The sequence below is a fragment of the Nocardia sp. NBC_00511 genome (genome assembly GCF_045161165.1).
Lineage (GTDB): Bacteria > Actinomycetota > Actinomycetes > Mycobacteriales > Mycobacteriaceae > Nocardia.
Map to the genome: position 1 here is coordinate 7,456,144 of NZ_CP107849.1, position 17,989 is coordinate 7,474,132.

Annotated in this window: 18 protein-coding genes; 8 read left to right on the top strand and 10 right to left on the bottom strand. The window is 68.5% G+C overall.

Annotated elements, in window-relative coordinates; all coding sequences use genetic code 11:
- Positions 1 to 24: 24 nt before the first annotated feature.
- On the top strand, positions 25 to 762 hold the full coding sequence (locus tag OG300_RS34675) for an SIR2 family NAD-dependent protein deacylase (RefSeq protein WP_405488373.1): 738 nt from the start codon (positions 25 to 27) through the stop codon (positions 760 to 762).
- A 5-nt stretch (positions 763 to 767) separates the two neighbouring features.
- On the opposite strand, the gene OG300_RS34680 is transcribed toward OG300_RS34675, so the two are convergent.
- Complete coding sequence (locus OG300_RS34680) at positions 768 to 1,520, bottom strand: DUF427 domain-containing protein (protein WP_405488375.1); 753 nt, start codon at positions 1,518 to 1,520, stop codon at positions 768 to 770.
- A 151-nt stretch (positions 1,521 to 1,671) separates the two neighbouring features.
- On the opposite strand from OG300_RS34680, the gene OG300_RS34685 reads away from it, so the two are divergent.
- Positions 1,672 to 3,165: an amino acid permease gene (locus OG300_RS34685; protein WP_405488377.1), complete on the top strand. Its 1,494-nt coding sequence runs from the start codon at positions 1,672 to 1,674 to the stop codon at positions 3,163 to 3,165.
- 12 nt (positions 3,166 to 3,177) lie between these two features.
- Here OG300_RS34685 and OG300_RS34690 read toward each other — a convergent pair whose 3' ends face one another.
- The 9 genes from OG300_RS34690 to OG300_RS34730 all read right to left on the bottom strand — a co-directional run bounded on the left by OG300_RS34690 (position 3,178) and on the right by OG300_RS34730 (position 12,322).
- Positions 3,178 to 3,660: a heavy metal-binding domain-containing protein gene (locus tag OG300_RS34690; RefSeq protein ID WP_405488379.1), complete on the bottom strand. Its 483-nt coding sequence runs from the start codon at positions 3,658 to 3,660 to the stop codon at positions 3,178 to 3,180.
- 75 nt (positions 3,661 to 3,735) lie between these two features.
- The gene (locus OG300_RS34695) at positions 3,736 to 4,614 is read right to left on the bottom strand and encodes an NAD(P)H-binding protein (protein WP_405488381.1); all 879 of its coding nucleotides are present in this window, start codon (positions 4,612 to 4,614) and stop codon (positions 3,736 to 3,738) included.
- A 135-nt stretch (positions 4,615 to 4,749) separates the two neighbouring features.
- The gene (locus OG300_RS34700; protein ID WP_405498795.1) at positions 4,750 to 6,003 is read right to left on the bottom strand and encodes an MFS transporter; all 1,254 of its coding nucleotides are present in this window, start codon (positions 6,001 to 6,003) and stop codon (positions 4,750 to 4,752) included.
- Positions 6,004 to 6,029: 26 nt separating this feature from the next.
- Positions 6,030 to 6,485 carry a MarR family winged helix-turn-helix transcriptional regulator gene (locus tag OG300_RS34705; protein WP_405488383.1) on the bottom strand — a complete coding sequence of 152 codons (456 nt, stop codon included), beginning with the start codon at positions 6,483 to 6,485 and terminating at the stop codon, positions 6,030 to 6,032.
- A 142-nt stretch (positions 6,486 to 6,627) separates the two neighbouring features.
- Positions 6,628 to 7,671 carry an acyl-CoA dehydrogenase family protein gene (locus OG300_RS34710; RefSeq protein WP_405488384.1) on the bottom strand — a complete coding sequence of 348 codons (1,044 nt, stop codon included), beginning with the start codon at positions 7,669 to 7,671 and terminating at the stop codon, positions 6,628 to 6,630.
- 31 nt (positions 7,672 to 7,702) lie between these two features.
- Complete coding sequence (locus tag OG300_RS34715; RefSeq protein WP_405488386.1) at positions 7,703 to 8,746, bottom strand: acyl-CoA dehydrogenase family protein; 1,044 nt, start codon at positions 8,744 to 8,746, stop codon at positions 7,703 to 7,705.
- Between the two features lie 19 nt (positions 8,747 to 8,765).
- A complete protein-coding gene (locus OG300_RS34720) occupies positions 8,766 to 9,896 on the bottom strand; it encodes an acyl-CoA dehydrogenase family protein (RefSeq protein WP_405488388.1) in 1,131 nt (376 codons plus the stop codon).
- Positions 9,897 to 10,778 carry an enoyl-CoA hydratase gene (locus tag OG300_RS34725; protein WP_405488390.1) on the bottom strand — a complete coding sequence of 294 codons (882 nt, stop codon included), beginning with the start codon at positions 10,776 to 10,778 and terminating at the stop codon, positions 9,897 to 9,899.
- Positions 10,775 to 12,322, bottom strand: a complete 1,548-nt coding sequence (locus OG300_RS34730) for a FadD3 family acyl-CoA ligase (protein WP_405488392.1) — start codon at positions 12,320 to 12,322, stop codon at positions 10,775 to 10,777. The genes OG300_RS34725 and OG300_RS34730 overlap by 4 nt, the downstream gene beginning before the upstream one ends.
- Positions 12,323 to 12,393: 71 nt before the next feature.
- Between OG300_RS34730 and OG300_RS34735 the strand changes: the two genes are divergently transcribed.
- From OG300_RS34735 to OG300_RS34760, 6 genes are all read left to right on the top strand, one after another.
- Positions 12,394 to 13,614, top strand: coding sequence for an acyl-CoA dehydrogenase family protein (locus tag OG300_RS34735; RefSeq protein ID WP_405498796.1), 1,221 nt, complete (start codon positions 12,394 to 12,396; stop codon positions 13,612 to 13,614).
- Entirely contained in the window at positions 13,611 to 14,435 is an 825-nt protein-coding gene (locus OG300_RS34740; RefSeq protein WP_405488394.1) for an SDR family oxidoreductase, read from the top strand. The genes OG300_RS34735 and OG300_RS34740 overlap by 4 nt, the downstream gene beginning before the upstream one ends.
- A gap of 189 nt (positions 14,436 to 14,624) precedes the next feature.
- Complete coding sequence (locus OG300_RS34745) at positions 14,625 to 15,392, top strand: hypothetical protein (RefSeq protein ID WP_405488395.1); 768 nt, start codon at positions 14,625 to 14,627, stop codon at positions 15,390 to 15,392.
- Positions 15,393 to 15,465: 73 nt separating this feature from the next.
- On the top strand, positions 15,466 to 16,074 hold the full coding sequence (locus OG300_RS34750; protein WP_405488397.1) for a TetR/AcrR family transcriptional regulator: 609 nt from the start codon (positions 15,466 to 15,468) through the stop codon (positions 16,072 to 16,074).
- Positions 16,075 to 16,140: 66 nt separating this feature from the next.
- On the top strand, positions 16,141 to 17,292 hold the full coding sequence (locus OG300_RS34755; RefSeq protein ID WP_405498797.1) for an acetyl-CoA C-acetyltransferase: 1,152 nt from the start codon (positions 16,141 to 16,143) through the stop codon (positions 17,290 to 17,292).
- A gap of 253 nt (positions 17,293 to 17,545) precedes the next feature.
- Positions 17,546 to 17,935: a hypothetical protein gene (locus OG300_RS34760; protein ID WP_405488399.1), complete on the top strand. Its 390-nt coding sequence runs from the start codon at positions 17,546 to 17,548 to the stop codon at positions 17,933 to 17,935.
- Positions 17,936 to 17,989: the final 54 nt, after the last annotated feature.

A 17,989-nucleotide genomic window follows, 5' to 3' on the forward strand; every position in this document is an offset into this window, starting at 1 on the left:
GGCAAGCGGCCTAGGGTGGGGAGAGTGACGGACTGGCGCGAACGCAAGGGACCGATCGGAGTCTTGACCGGAGCGGGGATCTCCACGGACTCCGGGATTCCGGATTTCCGGGGGCCGCGCGGGACCTGGACCGAGGATCCCGTCGCCGAACTGCTGTCCACCTATCAGAACTATGTCGCGGATCCGCAGCTGCGGGCGCGGGCCTGGCTGGCCCGGCGCGACAATCCGGCCTGGCAGGCGACACCCAACCCGGCGCATCAGGCGCTGGTGCGATTGGGGGCGGCCGGACGACAGGTCGGGATCATCACCCAGAACATCGACCGGCTGCATCAGCGGGCGGGGTCGGACTCGGTGGTGGAGATCCACGGCAATATGTTCGAAGTCGTCTGTGTCGACTGCGAATTCACCGATTCCATGGCCGCCACTCTGGAACGCGTGGCGGCCGGTGAACCGGATCCGGCCTGCCCGGCCTGCGGCGGCATCCTGAAGGCGGACACCATCATGTTCGGCCAGCAGTTGAATTCCGCCGCCATCCGGGCCGCCGTGGAGATCGCCGAGACCGCCGAAGTCTTTCTGGCGGTGGGCAGTTCGCTACAGGTGGAGCCCGCCGCGTCGATGTGCGCGGTGGCCGTGGACGCGGGCGCCGACCTGGTCATCGTGAATGCCGAGCCGACGCCCTACGACGTCTACGCCGCCGAGATCGTGCGCGACCCGATCGGCGTGGCGCTACCGCGGCTGGTGTCGGAGATCGTGGGGGACTGAGGGTTTCAGGAGAACTTGGTCTTGGGCCGGGGCTCCATCTCGCCGTCGATCCAGATGTCGAGCTTCTCGTTGTAGAACGCGGCGTATCCGGCGATCTTCTGGCTTTCCGGCAGCGGTGTGCGGTAGAGCCACACCAGATCCGGGAACACCTCGTCGTCCAGGCGCACCGACCGGTATTCGGCGGTGCCCTTGTACGGGCAGTGTGTGACGGTGTCCGACGCCACCAGCAGGTCCAGGCGAACGTCGGTGAGCGGCAGGTAATAGCGCGCGGGCAGGCCGGTCTCGAACAGGATGTGCGGCGAGTGCGAGTCGGCGAGGGTCACGCCGTTCAACTCCACCCGGATGTGCCGGGAGCTGGCCAGGATGTCGACCCGGGTGTACGGGCTGCGCGGATGCACGTAGATGGGTTCGTCCTCCTCGAACCATTCGTCCATGGCCGCGAAGTCCAGCCGCACCAGGTCGGGCAGTTCCGACAGCGGTGAGTCGAGGTAGCGCAGGGCCGCGCCCGGCGCGGTGACGCCGTCGGCGACCACGTCGTAGACGGTGGCCTCGCCCCGGCTCGGGGAGTGCTGGGTGGTGCCGGTGGGTTCGAGTTTGGCGCGCAGATCGGCGGCGGGCACGTAGTAGGTCGGGTAGTACGGGGACTCCCACACCAGGGTCGGATGGACGGTGTCGGCGACGAGGCGACCACCCAGATAGGCGCGCACCCGCTTGGCGCTCTCCTCGATCCGGACCCGGCCACGCTGTGTCTCGGTCATACCTCCCGACGGTACTCCCGATGGAAGTGGCTGTCCGGGAACCGGATTCGCACCCGGTCCCGGGCCGGGCCGATGGCGATTTCACTCCGCTGACCAGCCTCGTTACAGTGATCTGGCAACAAATGGGCAACACGAAGAAGGTGGCGGACAGATGTCGGAGACGGGCAGCGCCCAACTATCGGGGCCGGGCGATCCGCACACGCCGGAACTCGACAGTGCGCACCCGCCGACGCCCGGCAGCCCGGCCCCGCGGGAATCCGGCGACCACCGGGCGCCCGGCCTGCGCACCGGGCTGCGCCGACGGCACATGACCATGATCGCCATCGGCGGCGCGATCGGCGCGGGCCTGTTCGTGGGCAGCGGCTCGGTCATCCGGACCGCCGGGCCCGCCGCCATCCTGTCCTACGCGGCGGCCGGACTCGTGGTGCTGTGCGTCCTGCGTGCCCTCGGCGAAATGGTGGTGGCACGGCCGGTCGCGGGCTCGATGGGCGAGTACGCGCGGATGGCGATGGGCCCGTTCGCGGGGTTCACCGTCGGCTGGCTGTACTGGTATCTCTACGTGATCCTGGTCGGGGCCGAGGCGGTCGCGGGCGCGGCCATCCTCGCCAATTGGATCGACCTGGACCAGTGGGTGCTCTCCGCCGGACTGCTCGTCGTGATGACCGCGGTGAACCTGGTGTCGGTGAAGTCGTTCGGCGAGTTCGAGTTCTGGTTCGCCTCCATCAAAGTGGTGGCGATCGTGCTGTTCCTGGTGGTCGGCGCGGCCTGGGTGTTCGGGCTGTGGCCGGGCTCGCAGCCGGGGTTCGGCAACCTCTCCGCACACGGTGGATTCGCGCCCAATGGCATCGCGGGGATCTTCTCGGCGATCGTGGTGGTGATGTTCGCCTTCGGCGGCACCGAGATCGTCACCGTCGCCGCCGCGGAATCCAAGGAGCCGGGCCGGGCGGTCGCCCGCGCCACCAACAATGTGCTGTGGCGGGTGGGCCTGTTCTATGTCGCCGCGATCTTCCTGGTGGTGACGATCCTGCCGTGGAACGACGCCAAGGTATTGCAGAGCCCGTTCGTGAGCGCCCTGGACCACATCGGGATTCCGGCCGCGGGCACCATCATGCAGGTGGTCATCCTGACCGCAGTGCTGTCGGTGCTGAACTCGGCGATCTATGTCTCGTCGCGCATGCTCTACGTCCTCACCCGCGACGGTGACGCCCCCGCGTCCCTGGTGAAACTCAATCGTCGCGGCGTGCCCGCGCGGGCGGTCCTGCTCGGCACGATCGCGGCCTGGGGCGCGGTCATCGCGTCGTACGTCTCACCCGATACGGTCTTCACCTTCCTGGTGAACTCCATCGGCGTCGTGCTCGCCTTCGTCTACGTCGCGATCATGTTCTCGCAGTTGCGACTTCGCGCCCGCCTGCGCCGCGAGGATCCGGCCGCCCTCACCTACAAGCTGTGGGGGTACCCGTACGTGAGCTGGGCGGTGATCATCGCCCTGTTCGCGGTCTTCGCGGCCATGGCCCGCAACCCCGATCAACGCAACCAGCTGCTCGCCTCCACGGTCAGCCTGCTGTTCGTGATGGCGATCTACCCCCTGCGCGCCCGCTTCGGCCGCAAGCCCCCGGTCCGTGAGGTCGAGATCCTGCGGCACTGAAGCGAATCGGCGCTACTTGTCGGCGGCCTCGATGATCACGGCGGTCCCGTAGGCGGCCACCTCGCTCATGGTGTTGGCGATCTCGTTGCAGTCGAACCGCATGGCGATCACGGCGTTGCCGCCGAAAGCCAAGGCGTGCTGGCACATCCGCATGACCGCCTCGTGTCGCGACTGGTAGAGCAGCTGCGTGTACTCGTGGATCTCGCCGCCGCCCAGCGCCCGGAACCCGGCCGCGAAATTCGCGCCCAGCCCCCGGCTGCGCACGGTCAACCCCGCCACCTCACCGATCACCTTGGTGATCTTGAACCCCGGCACATCGTTCATCGTCGACACCAGGATCGGGAACTGCTGCCCCTGCTGCTGCCCCTGTTGCGGCTGCCCCTGCTGCTGCGGCGGATACGGCTGCTGCCCCTGCGGCGGGTACGGCTGACCTTGCTGCGGCTGCCCCTGCTGCGGGTAGGGGTACGGCTGCTGCGGCGGCATCGGTTGATTCATGAGCCGGATCGTACGGGGTGAAACAGAACGCGGACCGAACCGGAAAAGCACGGTCCGCGACCGTCGGCTCCCGGGTTACCCGGCGAACGCCGAGGCGTTGCGGCGGGCGAATTCGGCGAACGTCGTAGGGGCCACGCCGTAGCGCTCATGGGTGGACAGGTCCACCCGCGATCGCGGGGATCCGGCGCGACCCGCGTAGAGCTCATCGAGGAGATCGACAGCGGTGTCCGGCAGCCCCGTGGCGGCGTGCGCCGCGCGTTTGTGCTGCCGAGTGACGGATTCGTAGGTGAACGCGGTTCCGGTTGCGGCGGAGAGCAGTTCGGCGACCTCGGACTGGGTGAGGGCCTCGGGGCCGGTCATCTCGAACACCTGACCCGCGATGTCGGCATCCCGCATCATCGCGACCGACACCCTGGCGACATCCTCGATGTCGACCGGGGACAGTGCGCTCGCGCCGATGGGCATGACCAGGGCATGCCGGGCGACATCGACTCCGGTCAGGGCCTCCGGCAGATAGGTCTGCATGAACTGACTGGGCCGCAGCTGCGTCCATTCGACGCCGGACGCCTCCAGGTAGCGTTCGATCTGCTGATGCCAGCGGGTACCGCGAAAGGCGTTCTGGTCGAACGTGGTTCCCGATTCCTTCCCACTGAGTTTCACGATGTGGCGGACCCCGGCCCCCTTGGCGGCATCGATGAAACGACACTGCGTCTCCACCATGCGGTCGCGCGGGGAGGAGATCATCAGCACCCGGTCGACGCCGTCCAATGCCGGGCCCAGCGTCTCGGCGCGCAGCATGTCGCCGACCACCACGTCCACGTCCGGCGCGGCGGCGGCCAGCCGCTCGGCCTTGGCCGGGTCGCGCACCAGCGCCCGGATCGGCACCTGCTGCCGCACGAATTCACGCAGGATGATCGAGCCTGCCGTGCCCGTCCCACCGGTGAGCAAAAACATTGGTCTACCTCGATTCTCGGTGACCGCGCGGACGCGGGTCGAGATATAGACCACCGCGGCTGCCGAAAACCGTCGCCCGAGACCAGCAGTGGCCCGCACCAGGTCTCGGTGCGGGCCGTAATTCGCGGGTCGGGGTCAGTCGTCACCGAGGGCGATGGCCGCGGCCTCGGCCGGGGTGTGGGTGGCGGGGGCGTGATCGTCCATGTGGGCCAGCAGTTTCCGGCCGGAGTACAGGACCGCCACCGCGGCCGCGGTGCAGGCCGCGCCGACCCAGAAGGGCAGGGACGCCTGGTGTTCGCCGAGCTTGCCCGCCAGGTAGGGGGCGGCCGCACCACCGGCGAAGCGGACGAAGCTGTAGGCGGCGGAGGCGGTGGAGCGTTCGACGGGGGCGGACTCCATGACGGCCTCGGTGATGAGGGTGTTGTTGACGCCGAGGAACAGGCCGGACGCGACGGTGCCGACAATGAGGACCGGCTTGTGGTCGGTGAACGCCGCCATAACGGCGAGATCGACGGCGAACAAGGCCAGGGCGAGGGCCATCATGCGGATGGTTCCGAAGCAGCGCTGCAGTTTCGGGGCGATCACCACCGAGGACAGCGCGAGCAGCAGGCCCCAGCCGAAGAAGATGAAACCGATCGAATAGGTGCCCATGTTCAGCGGGAACGGGGTGTACGCGAGCAGGGTGAAGAAGCCGTAGTTGTAGAGCAGCGCGGTGGCGCTCACCAGCAGCAGTCCGGGGAAGGCCAATGCCTTGAACGGTGCGGTGATCGAGGTCGGATGCGCGGGTTTCGGTGCCTCGGGCAGCAGGATGATCAGGCCGATGAAGGCGACGGCCATCAGCACCGAGACGCCGAAGAACGGTGCGCGCCAGCTGAAGTGGCCGAGGAACCCGCCCACCAGCGGTCCGGCCGCGATGCCGATGCCCAGTGCCGCCTCGTAGAGGATGATGGCCCGCGCGACGCCGCCGGTGGCCGCCCCGACGATGGTGGCCAGCGCGGTGGCGATGAACAGCGCGTTGCCCAGACCCCAGCCGGCGCGGAAGCCGACGATCTGCCCGACCGTGCCGGAACTGCCTGCGAGAGCGGCGAATACGACGATGATCGCCAGCCCGGCCAGCAGCGTCTTCTTGGCCCCGAACCGGCTGGAGACGACGCCGGTGATCAGCATGGCCACACCCGTGACCAGCATGTAGCTGGTGAACAGCAGCGTCACCTGCGACGGCGTGGCGTGCAGTTGCTCACCGATGGGTTTCAGGATCGGGTCCACCAGTCCGATGCCCATGAACGCGATGACAGAGGCGAAGGCCACCGCCCACACCGATTTGGGTTGTCCGCCTGCGGCTTTCGCGCTGGCGGCGTCGGCGGTGGCGGGAACGGCGGGGCGGGTGATGCTGGTGGTCACGAGCAAGTCCTCATCTACGAGTGATGGTGAATTGCCTCGATGAGGTCGCCGAGGTCCGCGCGCAGGCGGATCAGGGCGTCGGGATCGAAGTCGGGAAGTCGTGCGGCCAGGGAGTTTCCGAGGTTTTCCCGGGCGGTGGCCAGCCGGTCCCGGCCCGCGGGTGTCAGCTCGACGACCACAGCTCTGGAGTCGTCGGGGTCCTTGGCCCGCGTGGCCAGGCCGGCCTGGGTCAGCCGTCCGATCAGCGCCGTTGCTGCCGGTTGGGAGCACCGGTCGAGGCGTGCGAACTCACTGATCCGCAGCGCGCCGTACTCGTCGAGGGTCCCGAGGGCCCGCATGACGGCGTGCGGCAGCTCGACGCCACCGGCTACTCCGGCCAGGCGGTTGAGCCGCGTTACGGCGACGACGATGTCGGCCAGTAATTCCCCGCTGGTTCGCGGGGGAGGCTCGGTTGCCTGTCTCGGCTGCACTCATAGATTGTTGCATAAGCTAACTATGTATTTACATAGGCTAACGATATCGGGCTCGTGAATTGCCTCACAAATCGTCCTGACATGCGAAAACGGCCCGTGCGCAAGATTGGCACGGGCCGTTCGTCGGAGCAGAAACAGGCTACGCCGGGCGGGCCAGGGGGCGGGCAGGAGTGCCGAACAGCTGAGCGTCGGCGTGTGCGCGCTTGAAGAACAGGTGCGCGTCGTGCTCCCAGGTGATGGCGATGCCGCCGTGCATCTGCACGGTTTCCGACACCACCGAGTTGAAGGTGTCGATGGCGTGCAGGCGCGCGGCCTGCACGTCGATGGCCTCGACCGCACCCTCGGCGAGACCGGCGATGGCGAGGTAACCGAGTGAGCGCGCGGACTCCACCAGCACGTACATGTCGGCCATCCGGTGCTTGAGGGCCTGGAAGCTGCCGATGGGACGACCGAACTGCACGCGGGACTTCGAGTACTCGACCGTCATGTCCAGGCACTGCTCGGCCGCGCCGATCTGCTCGGCAACGACTGCCGCCCAGGCGATCTCACGCAGCCGCGAGACGTTCAGCTGCCCCAGCGCGCGACCGGCGACGGCTTCGAAGTCGATGCGGGTCAGCTTGCGGGTCGGGTCCTGGGTGACCACGACGGTCCGGGTCACCCCGGCCGCGCTGCCGTCCACCTCGAACAGTCCGGCGGCCGTCACCACGAGCAGGGTGTCCGCGTGCGCGCCGTCGAGCACGTAATGCGCGGTACCGGAAAGGTTTTCACCCGAGGCCTCGACTCCGAACGAATCCCAGCCCCGTGCACCCGCCCAGCACAGCGCCAGCGTGCGCGTACCCTCGGCGACCTCCGGCAGCAGCCGCTCGCTGGCCTCGGTGTTCCCGGCCAGCAGCAGCGCCTGCACACCCAGCACGGCGGAGCCGAGCATGGGCGGCGCGGACAGCGTGCGCCCGAGTTCCTCGACCACCAGCAGGGATTCGACCAAACCCACGCCGATCCCGCCGAACTCCTCCGGAATCGCCAGCGCCGCGACACCGACCTGCTCGCACAGCAGCTTCCACAGCTGTTCGTCGTAACCGCGCTCGGTCTCGAGCCCGCGCCGCACGGCCGCGCTGTCGCCGTGCTTGGTCAGCACCGCGCGCACGGTGGTGACGAGTTCCTGCTGTTCGGCGGTGAGGCTCATGCCGTGGCTCCCATCGGGTCGAAATGGCCTGTCATGCCGCGTTACCGGCGCGCAGGGCGGTCGCGATGCGGGCGCGGTGCTCGGCCGGGGTGCCCCAGGCCGAACGCAGCGCGGTGACCTTGGTGAGCCACAGCGACAGATCGAATTCCGCCGTGTAGCCGATCGCACCGTGCACCTGCAGCGCGATGCGCGCGGTCCGGTAGGCGGCCTCACCGCAGGCCAGCTTGGCCGCGGCGATGTCGCGGGCGCGGGTCTGCGCGTCCGCGTCGGATTCCAGGGTCAGCGCGGCCCGGTAGAGCAGCGGCTGCGCCATCTCCAGGGCGATGAGGGCATTGGCCAGGTGATGCTTGATGGCCTGGTAGCGGCCGATCGGGGTACCGAACTGCTGGCGCTGCTTCACGTAGTCGACGCTGGTGTCCAGCAGGGCACGGCCCGCGCCGAGCAGCTGGGCGGCGGCGGCGAGCGCACCGGTGTCGAAGGCGAGATCGATTGCGGCGCTGACGCCTTCGCCCTCGGCGAGCACCTCGCCGGGCCGCACGGTGAACAGCCGCCGCGCGGCGTCCACCGAGGTGACCAGGTCACCGGCGGTGCCGAGGCTGATGCGGTCGCCCTCGGCGATCAGCACCAGATCGGCGATATCGGCGTCGAGCGCGGTGGCGGTGCCGTTGGAACGGCCCGCGTTGGCACCGCCCGCGGTGGTCACCGCCAGCGTGCCCAGCTTCGCGCCCTCGGCCAGCTCCGGCAGCCGCTCGGCTGCCAAGGTGGAATCCGGAAGCGCCTGCAGCAGTGCGGGAATCGCGGCGGCGGTCTCCACCAGGGGTCCCGGCGTAGCCGAACGGCCCAGCTCGGTGAAGGCCACGATCAGTTCGACCGGGCCCGCGCCGAAGCCGCCGTTGTCCTCGCTGGTGGTCAGGCCCAGCGCGCCCGCCTCGGCCAGCTGGCCGATGAGCGCACGCCCGGCGGTGGAATCGCCTGTGCCCCAGGCCCGGACCACGCCGGGCGTCTTGGCGGCCTCGCCCAGCTTGCGCAGGCTGGCGGCGAAATCGTGCTGTTCTGCGGTCAATGCGAATCGCATGTCGTCTGTCTCCCCGTGGCTATCGCGGCAGGCCGAGCAGGCGTTCGGCGATGATATTGCGCTGAATCTCGTTGGTACCGGCGTAGATCGGGCCCGCCAGCGAGAACAGGTACCCGTCGGTCCAGGCCGACTCCTGCTCCCCGGCGGCACCGAGCAGCTCCAGTGCGGTCTCGTGCATGGCGATGTCCAGGTCCGACCAGAACACCTTGTTCACCGAGGATTCCGCGCCCAGCTGGCCACCGTCGGCCAAGCGGGTCACGGTCGCCCAGGTATTGAGCCGGTAGGCCTCCGCGCCGACCCAGGCCTCTACCACCTGATCGCGGGCGGCGGTATCGGACTCCTCGGCCGCGTCGCGCCACAGCTCGATCAGCTTGGCGGCGGTGGCGGTGAAGCGGCCCGGTGCGCGCAGCGACAGGCCACGCTCGTTGCTCGAGGTCGCCATCGCGACCTTCCAGCCGTTGTTGGCCTCGCCGATCACGTCCTGATCGGGCACGAACACGTTGTCCAGGAAGATCTCCGCGAAGCCCGGCTCACCGTCCAGCTGCGGAATCGGCCGCACCGTAATGCCTTCCGCGGTGAGCGGGAACATCAGGTAGGTGAGCCCGCGATGCCGCTCGGCCGCCGGATCACTGCGGAACAGCCCGAATCCCCAGTCCGCGAACGAGGCCCGCGAACTCCAGGTCTTCTGGCCGTTGAGCAGCCAGCCGCCCTCGGTGCGCTTGGCGGTGGAGCGGATACCGGCCAGGTCGGAACCGGCCTCCGGCTCCGACCACGCCTGCGCCCAGATATCTTGCGCGCGAGCCATTCTCGGCATGATGCGGGCCAGCTGCTCGGGCGAGCCGTGCTCGAACAGCGTCGGCGCGAGCAGGAAGATGCCGTTCTGCGAGACCCGTCCGGGCGCGCCCGCGGCGTAGTACTCCTCCTCGAAGATGACCCATTCGGTCAGCGAGGCGTCCCGGCCGCCGTATTCGGCGGGCCAGGCCACGCACGAGAGGCGGGCGTCGGCCAGCTTGGCCTCCCACTCCCGGTGCGCCTCGAAGCCCTCCTTGGTGTCCATCGACGGCAGGGGAGTGGCGGGCACGTTGGCCGCCAGGAACTCCCGCACCTCGCGGCGGAATTCCGCTGTCTTGGCATCGAATTCGAGATCCACTTACTTTGCCCCGTCTGTGTTGGTGGCCGCGGCCTTCATGGACTTGGCGTTCATGCCGCCCAGTGAGTCGGCGCCGACCTCGGCGTTGTGCGCGTGCGCGAAGTGATGCAGGCCGAACACCGAGTCCATCCCGGCGCGCATGCCCATCAGGTCCTCGCACTGGTTGACGGCCTTCTTGGTGAGCGCCAGCCCGAACTGCGGCATCTCGGCGATCTTCTCGGCCAGCGCGAAGGTCTGGGTCTCCAGCTCCGCGCGCGGCACCACGCGATTGACCATGTCCCACTCGTAAGCCTGTGCGGCGGTGAAGCGTTCGCCGGTGAACAGGATCTCCTTGGCGCGGCGCGGTCCCAGCACCCACGGGTGCGCGAAGTACTCGACGCCCGGAATGCCCATGCGGACAACCGGATCGGAGAAGAACGCGTCCTCGGAGGCGACGATCATGTCGCAGGCCCAGGCCAGCATGAGCGCCCCGGCGATGCACGCACCCTGCACCATGGCGATGGTCGGCTTGGGGATCTCCCGCCAGCGACGGCACATGCCCAGGTACACCTCGGACTCGCGGGCGAAGCGCTGATCGCCGCCCGGCCGGTCCACGTGGTCCCACCACAGCGCGGCTTGGTTCTCGTAGCTGATGTGGTGATCGCGGCCCGGCGTGCCGATATCGTGCCCGGCGCTGAAATGCTTTCCCGCGCCGCCCAATACGATCACCTTGACCTCGGGATCCTCGACCGCGCGCACGAAGGCGGCGTCCAGGGCGTAGGTCATCACCGAGTTCTGCGCATTGCGGTAGTCCGGCCGGTTGAGCGTGACGACCGCGATCGGCCCGCGCTTCTCGTAGAGGACGACGTCGCCCTCATCGGGGATGGCTCCGAGCTCGGTCACGCCTTCTCCTCACGTAGTTGCCGCTTGAGAACCTTTCCGGCGGCGTTGTAGGGCAGCTCGTCGCGGAACTCCACGAACCGCGGCACCTTGAAGTTGGCCAGCAGCTGCTTGGCATGGGCCAGTACGTCTTCGGTGCTCAGCTCGGCGCCCGCGCGCCGGACCACGAACACTTTGCCGACCTCGCCCATGCGCTCGTCCGGGACGCCGATGACGGCGGTCTCGGCGACACCGTCGAGCCGGGCCATGGTCTGCTCGATCTCGGCGGGATACACATTGAAGCCGCCGGAGATGTACATGTCCTTGAGCCGGTCGGTGACCTTCATGTAGCCGCGCTCGTCGATGATCGCGACATCGCCGGTGTGCAGCCAGCCGTCGGGATCGATGGTGGCGCGGGTGGCCTGCGGGTCGTCGAGGTAGCCGCGCATCACCTGGTCGCTGCGCAGCAGCAGTTCACCGTTGTCGGCCAGCTTCATCTCGAAGCCGTCGATGGTGCGCCCGCAGGTGTTGGCGATGGTCTCGGCGGAATCCTCGGGGCGGCACATGGTGCCGAAGCCGCCGGATTCGGTCTGGCCGTAGGCGGTCAGCACCACCTCGAAATCCAGTTCACCGCGCAGTCTTTCGATCAGGACGACGGGCACGGTGGCCGCACCGGTGACCGCGACGCGCAGACTCGACAGGTCCGCCTCGGCCCGGGCCGGGTGATCGAGAATCGTCTGATGGATCGTGGGCGGCCCGGTCAGGATGGTGACGGCCTCGTCGTGGATCAACCGCATGGTCTCGCGCACGTCGAACACGGCCTGCGGCACCATGGTCGCGCCGGTGACCAGGCTGGTGAGAATGCCCGCCTTGTAACCGAAGCTGTGGAAGAACGGTGGCACGATCAGGTAGTTGTCGGCGCTGTTGAGGGTCGCGCAGTCGGCCCATGCGCGGGCGCTGGCCAGCACCTGGCCGTGCGCGATGAGCACGCCCTTGCTGCGCCCGGTGGTGCCGGAGGTGAACAGGATGTCGGAAAGATCTTCCGGCGACACCGATTCCGCGCGGGCGATGGCGTCCGCGAGGCTCACGGCCTCGGCGACCTTGCCCAGTTCGGACCAGGCGATGGCGTTCTCGACCGGCGCTTCGCCCTCGACCGGGATGACGATGGCGGTCTCGATGCCGAGTTCCGGTGCGCTCGCGCGCAATTCGGCCAGCCGGTCCCGGCCCAGGAAGGTGCCCGCGATGAACAGCGTCTTGGCGTTCACCCGCGACAGCACGTCCGCGGCCTCGTCGGCCACGTAGCGCGTGTTCAGCGGAACGATGGCCGCGCCCACGTAGTGCGTGGCCAGTACCGCCGTCACCCAGTGATGGGTGTTGGGAGCCCAGATGCCGACGCGGTCGCCACGCTGGACTCCGCGCGCGATCAACGCACGCGCGGTCTCACGGACCGAGTCCAGCAGTTGCGACCAGCTCAGTCGCACGGCACCGTCGGCCACGGCGGGTGCGTCGCCGTAGCTGGCGGCGGCCGCGTGCAGTGCCAGCGGTGTGGTCTGCGGAGGAGATGTCACGGAGCTTCCTCGCTGTCCGGGAATGGGTCTAACAAAGCAAGTGCTTGGTAGGTTACTCTACGGACGTGAGCATGATCCAGACCCCCGAACCGGCCAGCGGGATTGAGCCGCGCGAAGACGCCGACTTCCGCATCGAGGTGCGGGAATGGCTGGCCGAGAACCTGAACGGCCAGTTCCGCGAACTGCGCGGTCTGGGTGGTCCCGGGCGCGAGCACGAGGCCTTCGAAGAGCGACTGGAATGGGATCGGGCCCTGGCCGCCGCCGGACTCACCTGCCTGGGCTGGCCCAAGGAGTGGGGCGGCCGCGACGCCACCCTGCGCCAGCAGGTCATCTTCCACGAGGAATACGCCAAAGCCGATGCCCCGAGCCGGGTTTCGCACCTCGGCGAGGAACTGCTCGGACCCACGCTCATCGCCTTCGGCACCGAGGAGCAGAAGCAGCGCTTCCTGCCCGGCATCCGCAATGTCACCGAACTGTGGTGCCAGGGCTACTCCGAACCCGGCGCGGGCTCCGACCTGGCCGCCGTCGCCACCTCCGCCCAGCTCGACGGCGATGAATGGTCGATCAACGGCCAGAAGATCTGGACCTCGCTCGCGCATCTGTCCGACTGGTGCTTCGTGGTCGCGCGCACCGAGAAGGGATCGAGCCGTCACCACGGGCTCTCCTATCTCCTGGTGCCGATGAACCAGCCCGGCGTCGAGGTGCGGCCGATCATCCAGCTCACCGGGACCGCGGAATTCAACGAGGTCTTCTTCGACAATGCCCGCACCGCCGCCGATCTGGTGGTGGGTCAGCCCGGTGAGGGCTGGAAGGTCGCGATGGGCACGCTGACTTTCGAGCGCGGCATCTCCACCGTCGGCCAGCAGATCCGCTACGCGCGTGAACTCGCCGACCTGGAGGCCGTGGCCCGCGAGAACGGCGCCATCGGAAACCCGGTCGTCTCGGACCGTTTCGACAAGGCGTGGGTCGGGCTGCGGGTGCTGCGCGCGCACGTGCTGCGCACCCTGGAATCCGGCCACGACGGTGCCTCGGTCGATGCCCGCACCGCCGCCGGACAGGCCTCGGTCACCAAGCTGCTGTGGGCCAACTGGCATCGCGACCTCGGCGAGCTGGCCATGGACGTGCTCGGCGCGCCCGGCCTGATCGCCGACGGGCCCGGCGACGACCTCAATGCCTGGCAGCGCATGTTCCTCTTCACTCGTGCGGACACCATCTACGGCGGTTCGAACGAGGTTCAGCGCAACATCATCTCCGAGCGGGTGCTCGGACTTCCCCGAGAGGCTCGACCATGAGTGAGCGAAGCGAACGGCCATTGAACTCCGTCGACTTGTCCACCGCCCCCGAAATCACCCCCGGCCACAACCTGCTCGCGGGCAAGATCGCGGTCGTGACCGCCGCCGCGGGCACCGGCATCGGTTCGGCCACCGCGCGCCGGCTGCTGTCGGAGGGTGCGGACGTGGTGGTCTCCGACTGGCACGAGCGTCGCCTGAAGGAGACCGAGCAGGCGCTGCAGGCCGAATTCCCGGACCGCCGAGTCGCTTCCGTGCCGTGCGACGTCAGCTCCACCGAGCAGGTCGACGCGCTGATCGCCGGTGCCGTCGCCGCCTTCGGCCGCATCGACGTGATGGTCAACAACGCCGGTCTCGGCGGTGAGGTGCCCGTGGTCGACATGACCGACGAGCAGTGGGACAAGGTCCTCGACATCACCCTCAACGGCACCTTCCGGGCCACCCGCGCGGCGCTGAAGTACTTCCGCGAGGCCGGGCACGGCGGCGTCATCGTCAACAATGCCTCGGTGCTCGGCTGGCGTGCCCAGCACGGCCAGGCCCACTACGCGGCCGCCAAGGCTGGCGTGATGGCCCTGACCCGCTGCAGCGCGGTCGAGGCCGCCGAGTTCGGCGTGCGCATCAACGCCGTCGCCCCCTCCATCGCCCGGCACGCCTTCCTGGACAAGGTCACCTCCGCCGACCTGCTGGACCGCCTGGCCGCCGGTGAGGCCTTCGGCCGCGCCGCCGAACCGTGGGAGGTGGCCGCCACCATCGCCATGCTCGCCAGCGACTACACCACCTACCTCACGGGCGAAGTGGTTTCCATTTCCAGTCAGCGCGCGTAAATCGTTCCGCGATCGCACTTTCCGGCCCATCCGAATTTTCGGGTGGGCCGGATTTTTTCGGCTCTGGGGGCGGCCGATCCGCTCACCCCACGGCGAAGTTGGAATATGCACTGAAAATGGCTGGCGCGCCGTAGGTGTCCCTGTGCAATCCTGGTTTAGGCCGGTACCGCTAGTCGAAGGGCACGACCCATGGGTCCGGATCGCCAGGAAGAAACCCCAGTACAAGCCGCTCTCGAGGCGGCCCACGAGGAATTCGACGACGAACTCGTGCGCGAGGTCGTTCTCGCGCGGCGCAGGATCGACAATGTCGTCCTCGCCGCGCTCACGTTGGGTGCCGAATTACTGGATCACGACTCCGAACGCGCGACCGCCATGCGGGCGGCGCAGATTCTCGAGCAGCATGCCGTGGACGAGGCCGAGGTGGCGCGTGATCCGCGTGCGGCCTTGCGCCAGGACATGATTCGAGACCGCGAGCGGGCGCGTCGACTCGGGCTGTCCCGGGAGGCCGGGCACGCCGAATCGGCGGCCGAGCACCGCCGCCGAAAACAGACCGAGCTGCTGTGCGAGGTGCGCGCCGATCTGCTCGAGGTGATCAGCGCCGGACGCCGGCTGCGCTACGACAACACGGCCTTCGCCGACAGCATCGCGCAGGGGTTGTGCGCGGCCACCGACAAACTGGTGATCGGGGCCGATATGGAGACCTACCGGGCCTGGCAGCGCGGGATGGTGCTGAAGATCATCGAGGAGCCGACGGCGGACGGCGGGCCGCCGCGGGTGATGGCGACCGTGGACGCGGGTCCGGGCCGGGAGCCGCTGACCGTCGAATGGGACAGTCCCGAGCGCAGGTTGGCGCTGGTGGCGCGGATGGCGCGGGCGGGGGTGTCGCCGGTGATCATCTGTGATCGGCTGTTGGCGGATCTGTCGGTGTCCTCGCCGCTGCGGTATTCGGTGCGGTGATTCGCCGCCGGGGGAGTCGGCGCTGAACGGGAGCGAGGTGGACCAAGCAAATGCTTGGTTGTATATTGGCGGAGTGACCCCACCTGACCCCGCCAAATCAGCACGTCGTACCGAGCTGCTCGGGCTGGCCGCGAACCTATTCGCGGAACGCGGCCTGCGCGCCACCACGGTTCGCGACATTGCGGACGCGGCGGGGATTCTATCCGGGAGTCTCTACCACCACTTCGATTCCAAAGAAGCCATGGTGGACGAAATCCTGCGCGGATTCCTCGACGACCTGTTCGGACGCTACCGCGAGATCGTGACCGGCGGCCTGCCCGCCCGCGACACCCTCGAGGCGCTCGTCATCGCGTCCTACGAGTCGTTCGACCATTTCCACGCCGCGGTCGCCATCTACCAGGCCGAGGCCAAACGACTCAGCGGCACACCGCGATTCGACTACATCGCCGAGTACAACAAGGAATTCCGCGAGCTCTGGCACCGGGTGCTCACCTCCGGCGTGGAGGACGGCAGCTTCCGCTCGGAGATGGATGTCGAACTGGCGTACCGGTTCCTGCGCGACACCGTCTGGGTGTCGGTGCGCTGGTACCAGCCCGGCGGCCGCATCACCGTGGACAACCTCGCCAAGCAGTACCTCACCATCGTCCTCGACGGACTCACCAATCCCGAACAGCGCGTTTAGTTTCCGCCCTCGTACGAAGCAGTAGGAGTTCCCATGTCAGCACCGTCCCGCCGCCAGTACTCGCCGATGCGTGAGGCGTATGTGATCGACGCCGTGCGCACCCCGGTCGGCAAGCGGGGCGGTGCGCTCGCCGCGGTGCACCCGGCCGACCTCGGCGCCGCCGCGCTGCGAGGTCTGGTGGAGCGCAACAACATCGACCCCGCCGTCGTCGACGACGTGGTGATGGGCTGCTGCGACACCATCGGCCCGCAGTCCGGCAACGTCGCGCGCACCGCGTGGCTGGCCGCCGGATACCCGGAGTCGGTGCCCGGCGTCACCGTGGACCGGCAGTGCGGATCCTCGCAGCAGGCCATCACTTTCGGCGCGCAGGCCATCATGTCCGGCACCTCCGAGGTGATCGTGGCCGGCGGTCTGCAGAACATGAGCGCCATCCCGATCTCGGCGGCCATGCTCGCCGGGCAGCAGTACGGCTTCGACGCCCCGTTCGTCGGCGCGCACGGCTGGGACCACCGCTACGGCACCGGTGAAGTGTCGCAGTTCAATTCGGCCACCATGATCGCCGAGAAGTGGGACGTCTCCCGGCGTGACATGGAGGAGTGGGCGCTGCGCTCGCACGACCGGGCCCGAAAGGCCATCGTGGAGGGCAAGTTCGACCGCGAGATCGTGCCGGTCGGCGACTTCTGGATCGACCAGGGACCGCGCGAGACCAGCCTGGAGAAGATGGCCGGACTGCAGCCGCTCGCCGAGGGCAGCCGCATCACCGCCGCGCTCGCCAGCCAGATCTCCGACGGCGCGAGTGCCACTCTGCTGGCGTCGGATTGGGCCGTGCAGGAGTACGGGCTCACCCCGCGGGCACGCATCCACCACGTGAGCGCGCGCGGCGCGGACCCGATCTACATGCTCACCGCGCCCATCCCCGCTACCAAGTGGGCGCTGGAGAAGACCGGGCTCACCATCGACGACATGGACGTCATCGAGATCAACGAGGCGTTCGCGTCCGTGGTGCTGGCCTGGATCAAGGAGACCGGCGCGAACCCGGAGAAGGTCAACGTCAACGGCGGCGCGATCGCACTGGGCCACCCGCTCGGCGCGACCGGCGCCAAGCTGTTCGCCTCGCTGCTCAACGAGCTCGAGCGGGTCAACGGCCGCTACGGTCTGCTCACCATCTGCGAGGGCGGCGGCACCGCCAATGTCACCATCATCGAGCGCCTGGGCTAGTCCCACAGCGTTCTTCGAAGCCGCGCACAGTATTCCGGTGCGCGGCTTTTTCATTCGGTGATCGGAGTTCTGCTGGGCCAAGCGAGGTCCGGGACCGGAGAGGCGAATTCGACACCGGCGCTGTGAAATTCCGTACCGCACGGTCGATGCGCCGTGCGATAGCTTCAGGTCCTGTTCGGCGTCGAGTGGCCAGGTGGGGTGCGAACTTTCTTTTGTCCCTTGGTTGTTCGGTGCCCGCTCGTAGGCTGCTGCCATGACGGGGTGGACGGAGCAGCGGTGGGCGGGGTTGGCGCGGAAGTCTCGACGGGTGCAGGACGCCATCGAGCAGGTGCGGGGTGTGGCCACCGCGGCGGGGGTACGGGTCGAGGTGGCGGCGGACGGGCGGATCACGGCGTTGGAATTGTCGGATCCGGGTTTGGCGCAGCGGGTTTCGGATGCACACGGGCGGGCGCTACGCGAGGTGGGCCTGCGGGTTGCCGAACTGCGCCGGGTGATCATCGAGGATCCGGTGGCGGGCTCGGCGTTGAGGTTCTTCGCGCGGCTGGGCACCGTGCCGCCGGAGGAGGTGGCGGACGGCGGGCGCGGGGGTGCCAATCCCTACGCGCTGCCCCCGGCGGTGCGGCGGCGGCACGGTCTGGCCTAGCTGGGGGTTTGCTCGGATTAGGATGTGCGCGGACTGATTCCGGACCTTCAGGAG

Coding starts and splice junctions, on each gene's coding strand:
- OG300_RS34740 (WP_405488394.1), top strand. CDS start 13,611: ATGAGTGAGCGAAGCGAACGGCCATTGAACTCCGTCGACTTGTCCACC.
- OG300_RS34680 (WP_405488375.1), bottom strand. CDS start 1,520: ATGACCGAGACACAGCGTGGCCGGGTCCGGATCGAGGAGAGCGCCAAG.
- OG300_RS34710 (WP_405488384.1), bottom strand. CDS start 7,671: ATGAGCCTCACCGCCGAACAGCAGGAACTCGTCACCACCGTGCGCGCG.
- OG300_RS34695 (WP_405488381.1), bottom strand. CDS start 4,614: ATGTTTTTGCTCACCGGTGGGACGGGCACGGCAGGCTCGATCATCCTG.
- OG300_RS34745 (WP_405488395.1), top strand. CDS start 14,625: ATGGGTCCGGATCGCCAGGAAGAAACCCCAGTACAAGCCGCTCTCGAG.
- OG300_RS34735 (WP_405498796.1), top strand. CDS start 12,394: ATGATCCAGACCCCCGAACCGGCCAGCGGGATTGAGCCGCGCGAAGAC.
- OG300_RS34760 (WP_405488399.1), top strand. CDS start 17,546: ATGACGGGGTGGACGGAGCAGCGGTGGGCGGGGTTGGCGCGGAAGTCT.
- OG300_RS34685 (WP_405488377.1), top strand. CDS start 1,672: ATGTCGGAGACGGGCAGCGCCCAACTATCGGGGCCGGGCGATCCGCAC.
- OG300_RS34690 (WP_405488379.1), bottom strand. CDS start 3,660: ATGAATCAACCGATGCCGCCGCAGCAGCCGTACCCCTACCCGCAGCAG.
- OG300_RS34755 (WP_405498797.1), top strand. CDS start 16,141: ATGCGTGAGGCGTATGTGATCGACGCCGTGCGCACCCCGGTCGGCAAG.
- OG300_RS34715 (WP_405488386.1), bottom strand. CDS start 8,746: ATGCGATTCGCATTGACCGCAGAACAGCACGATTTCGCCGCCAGCCTG.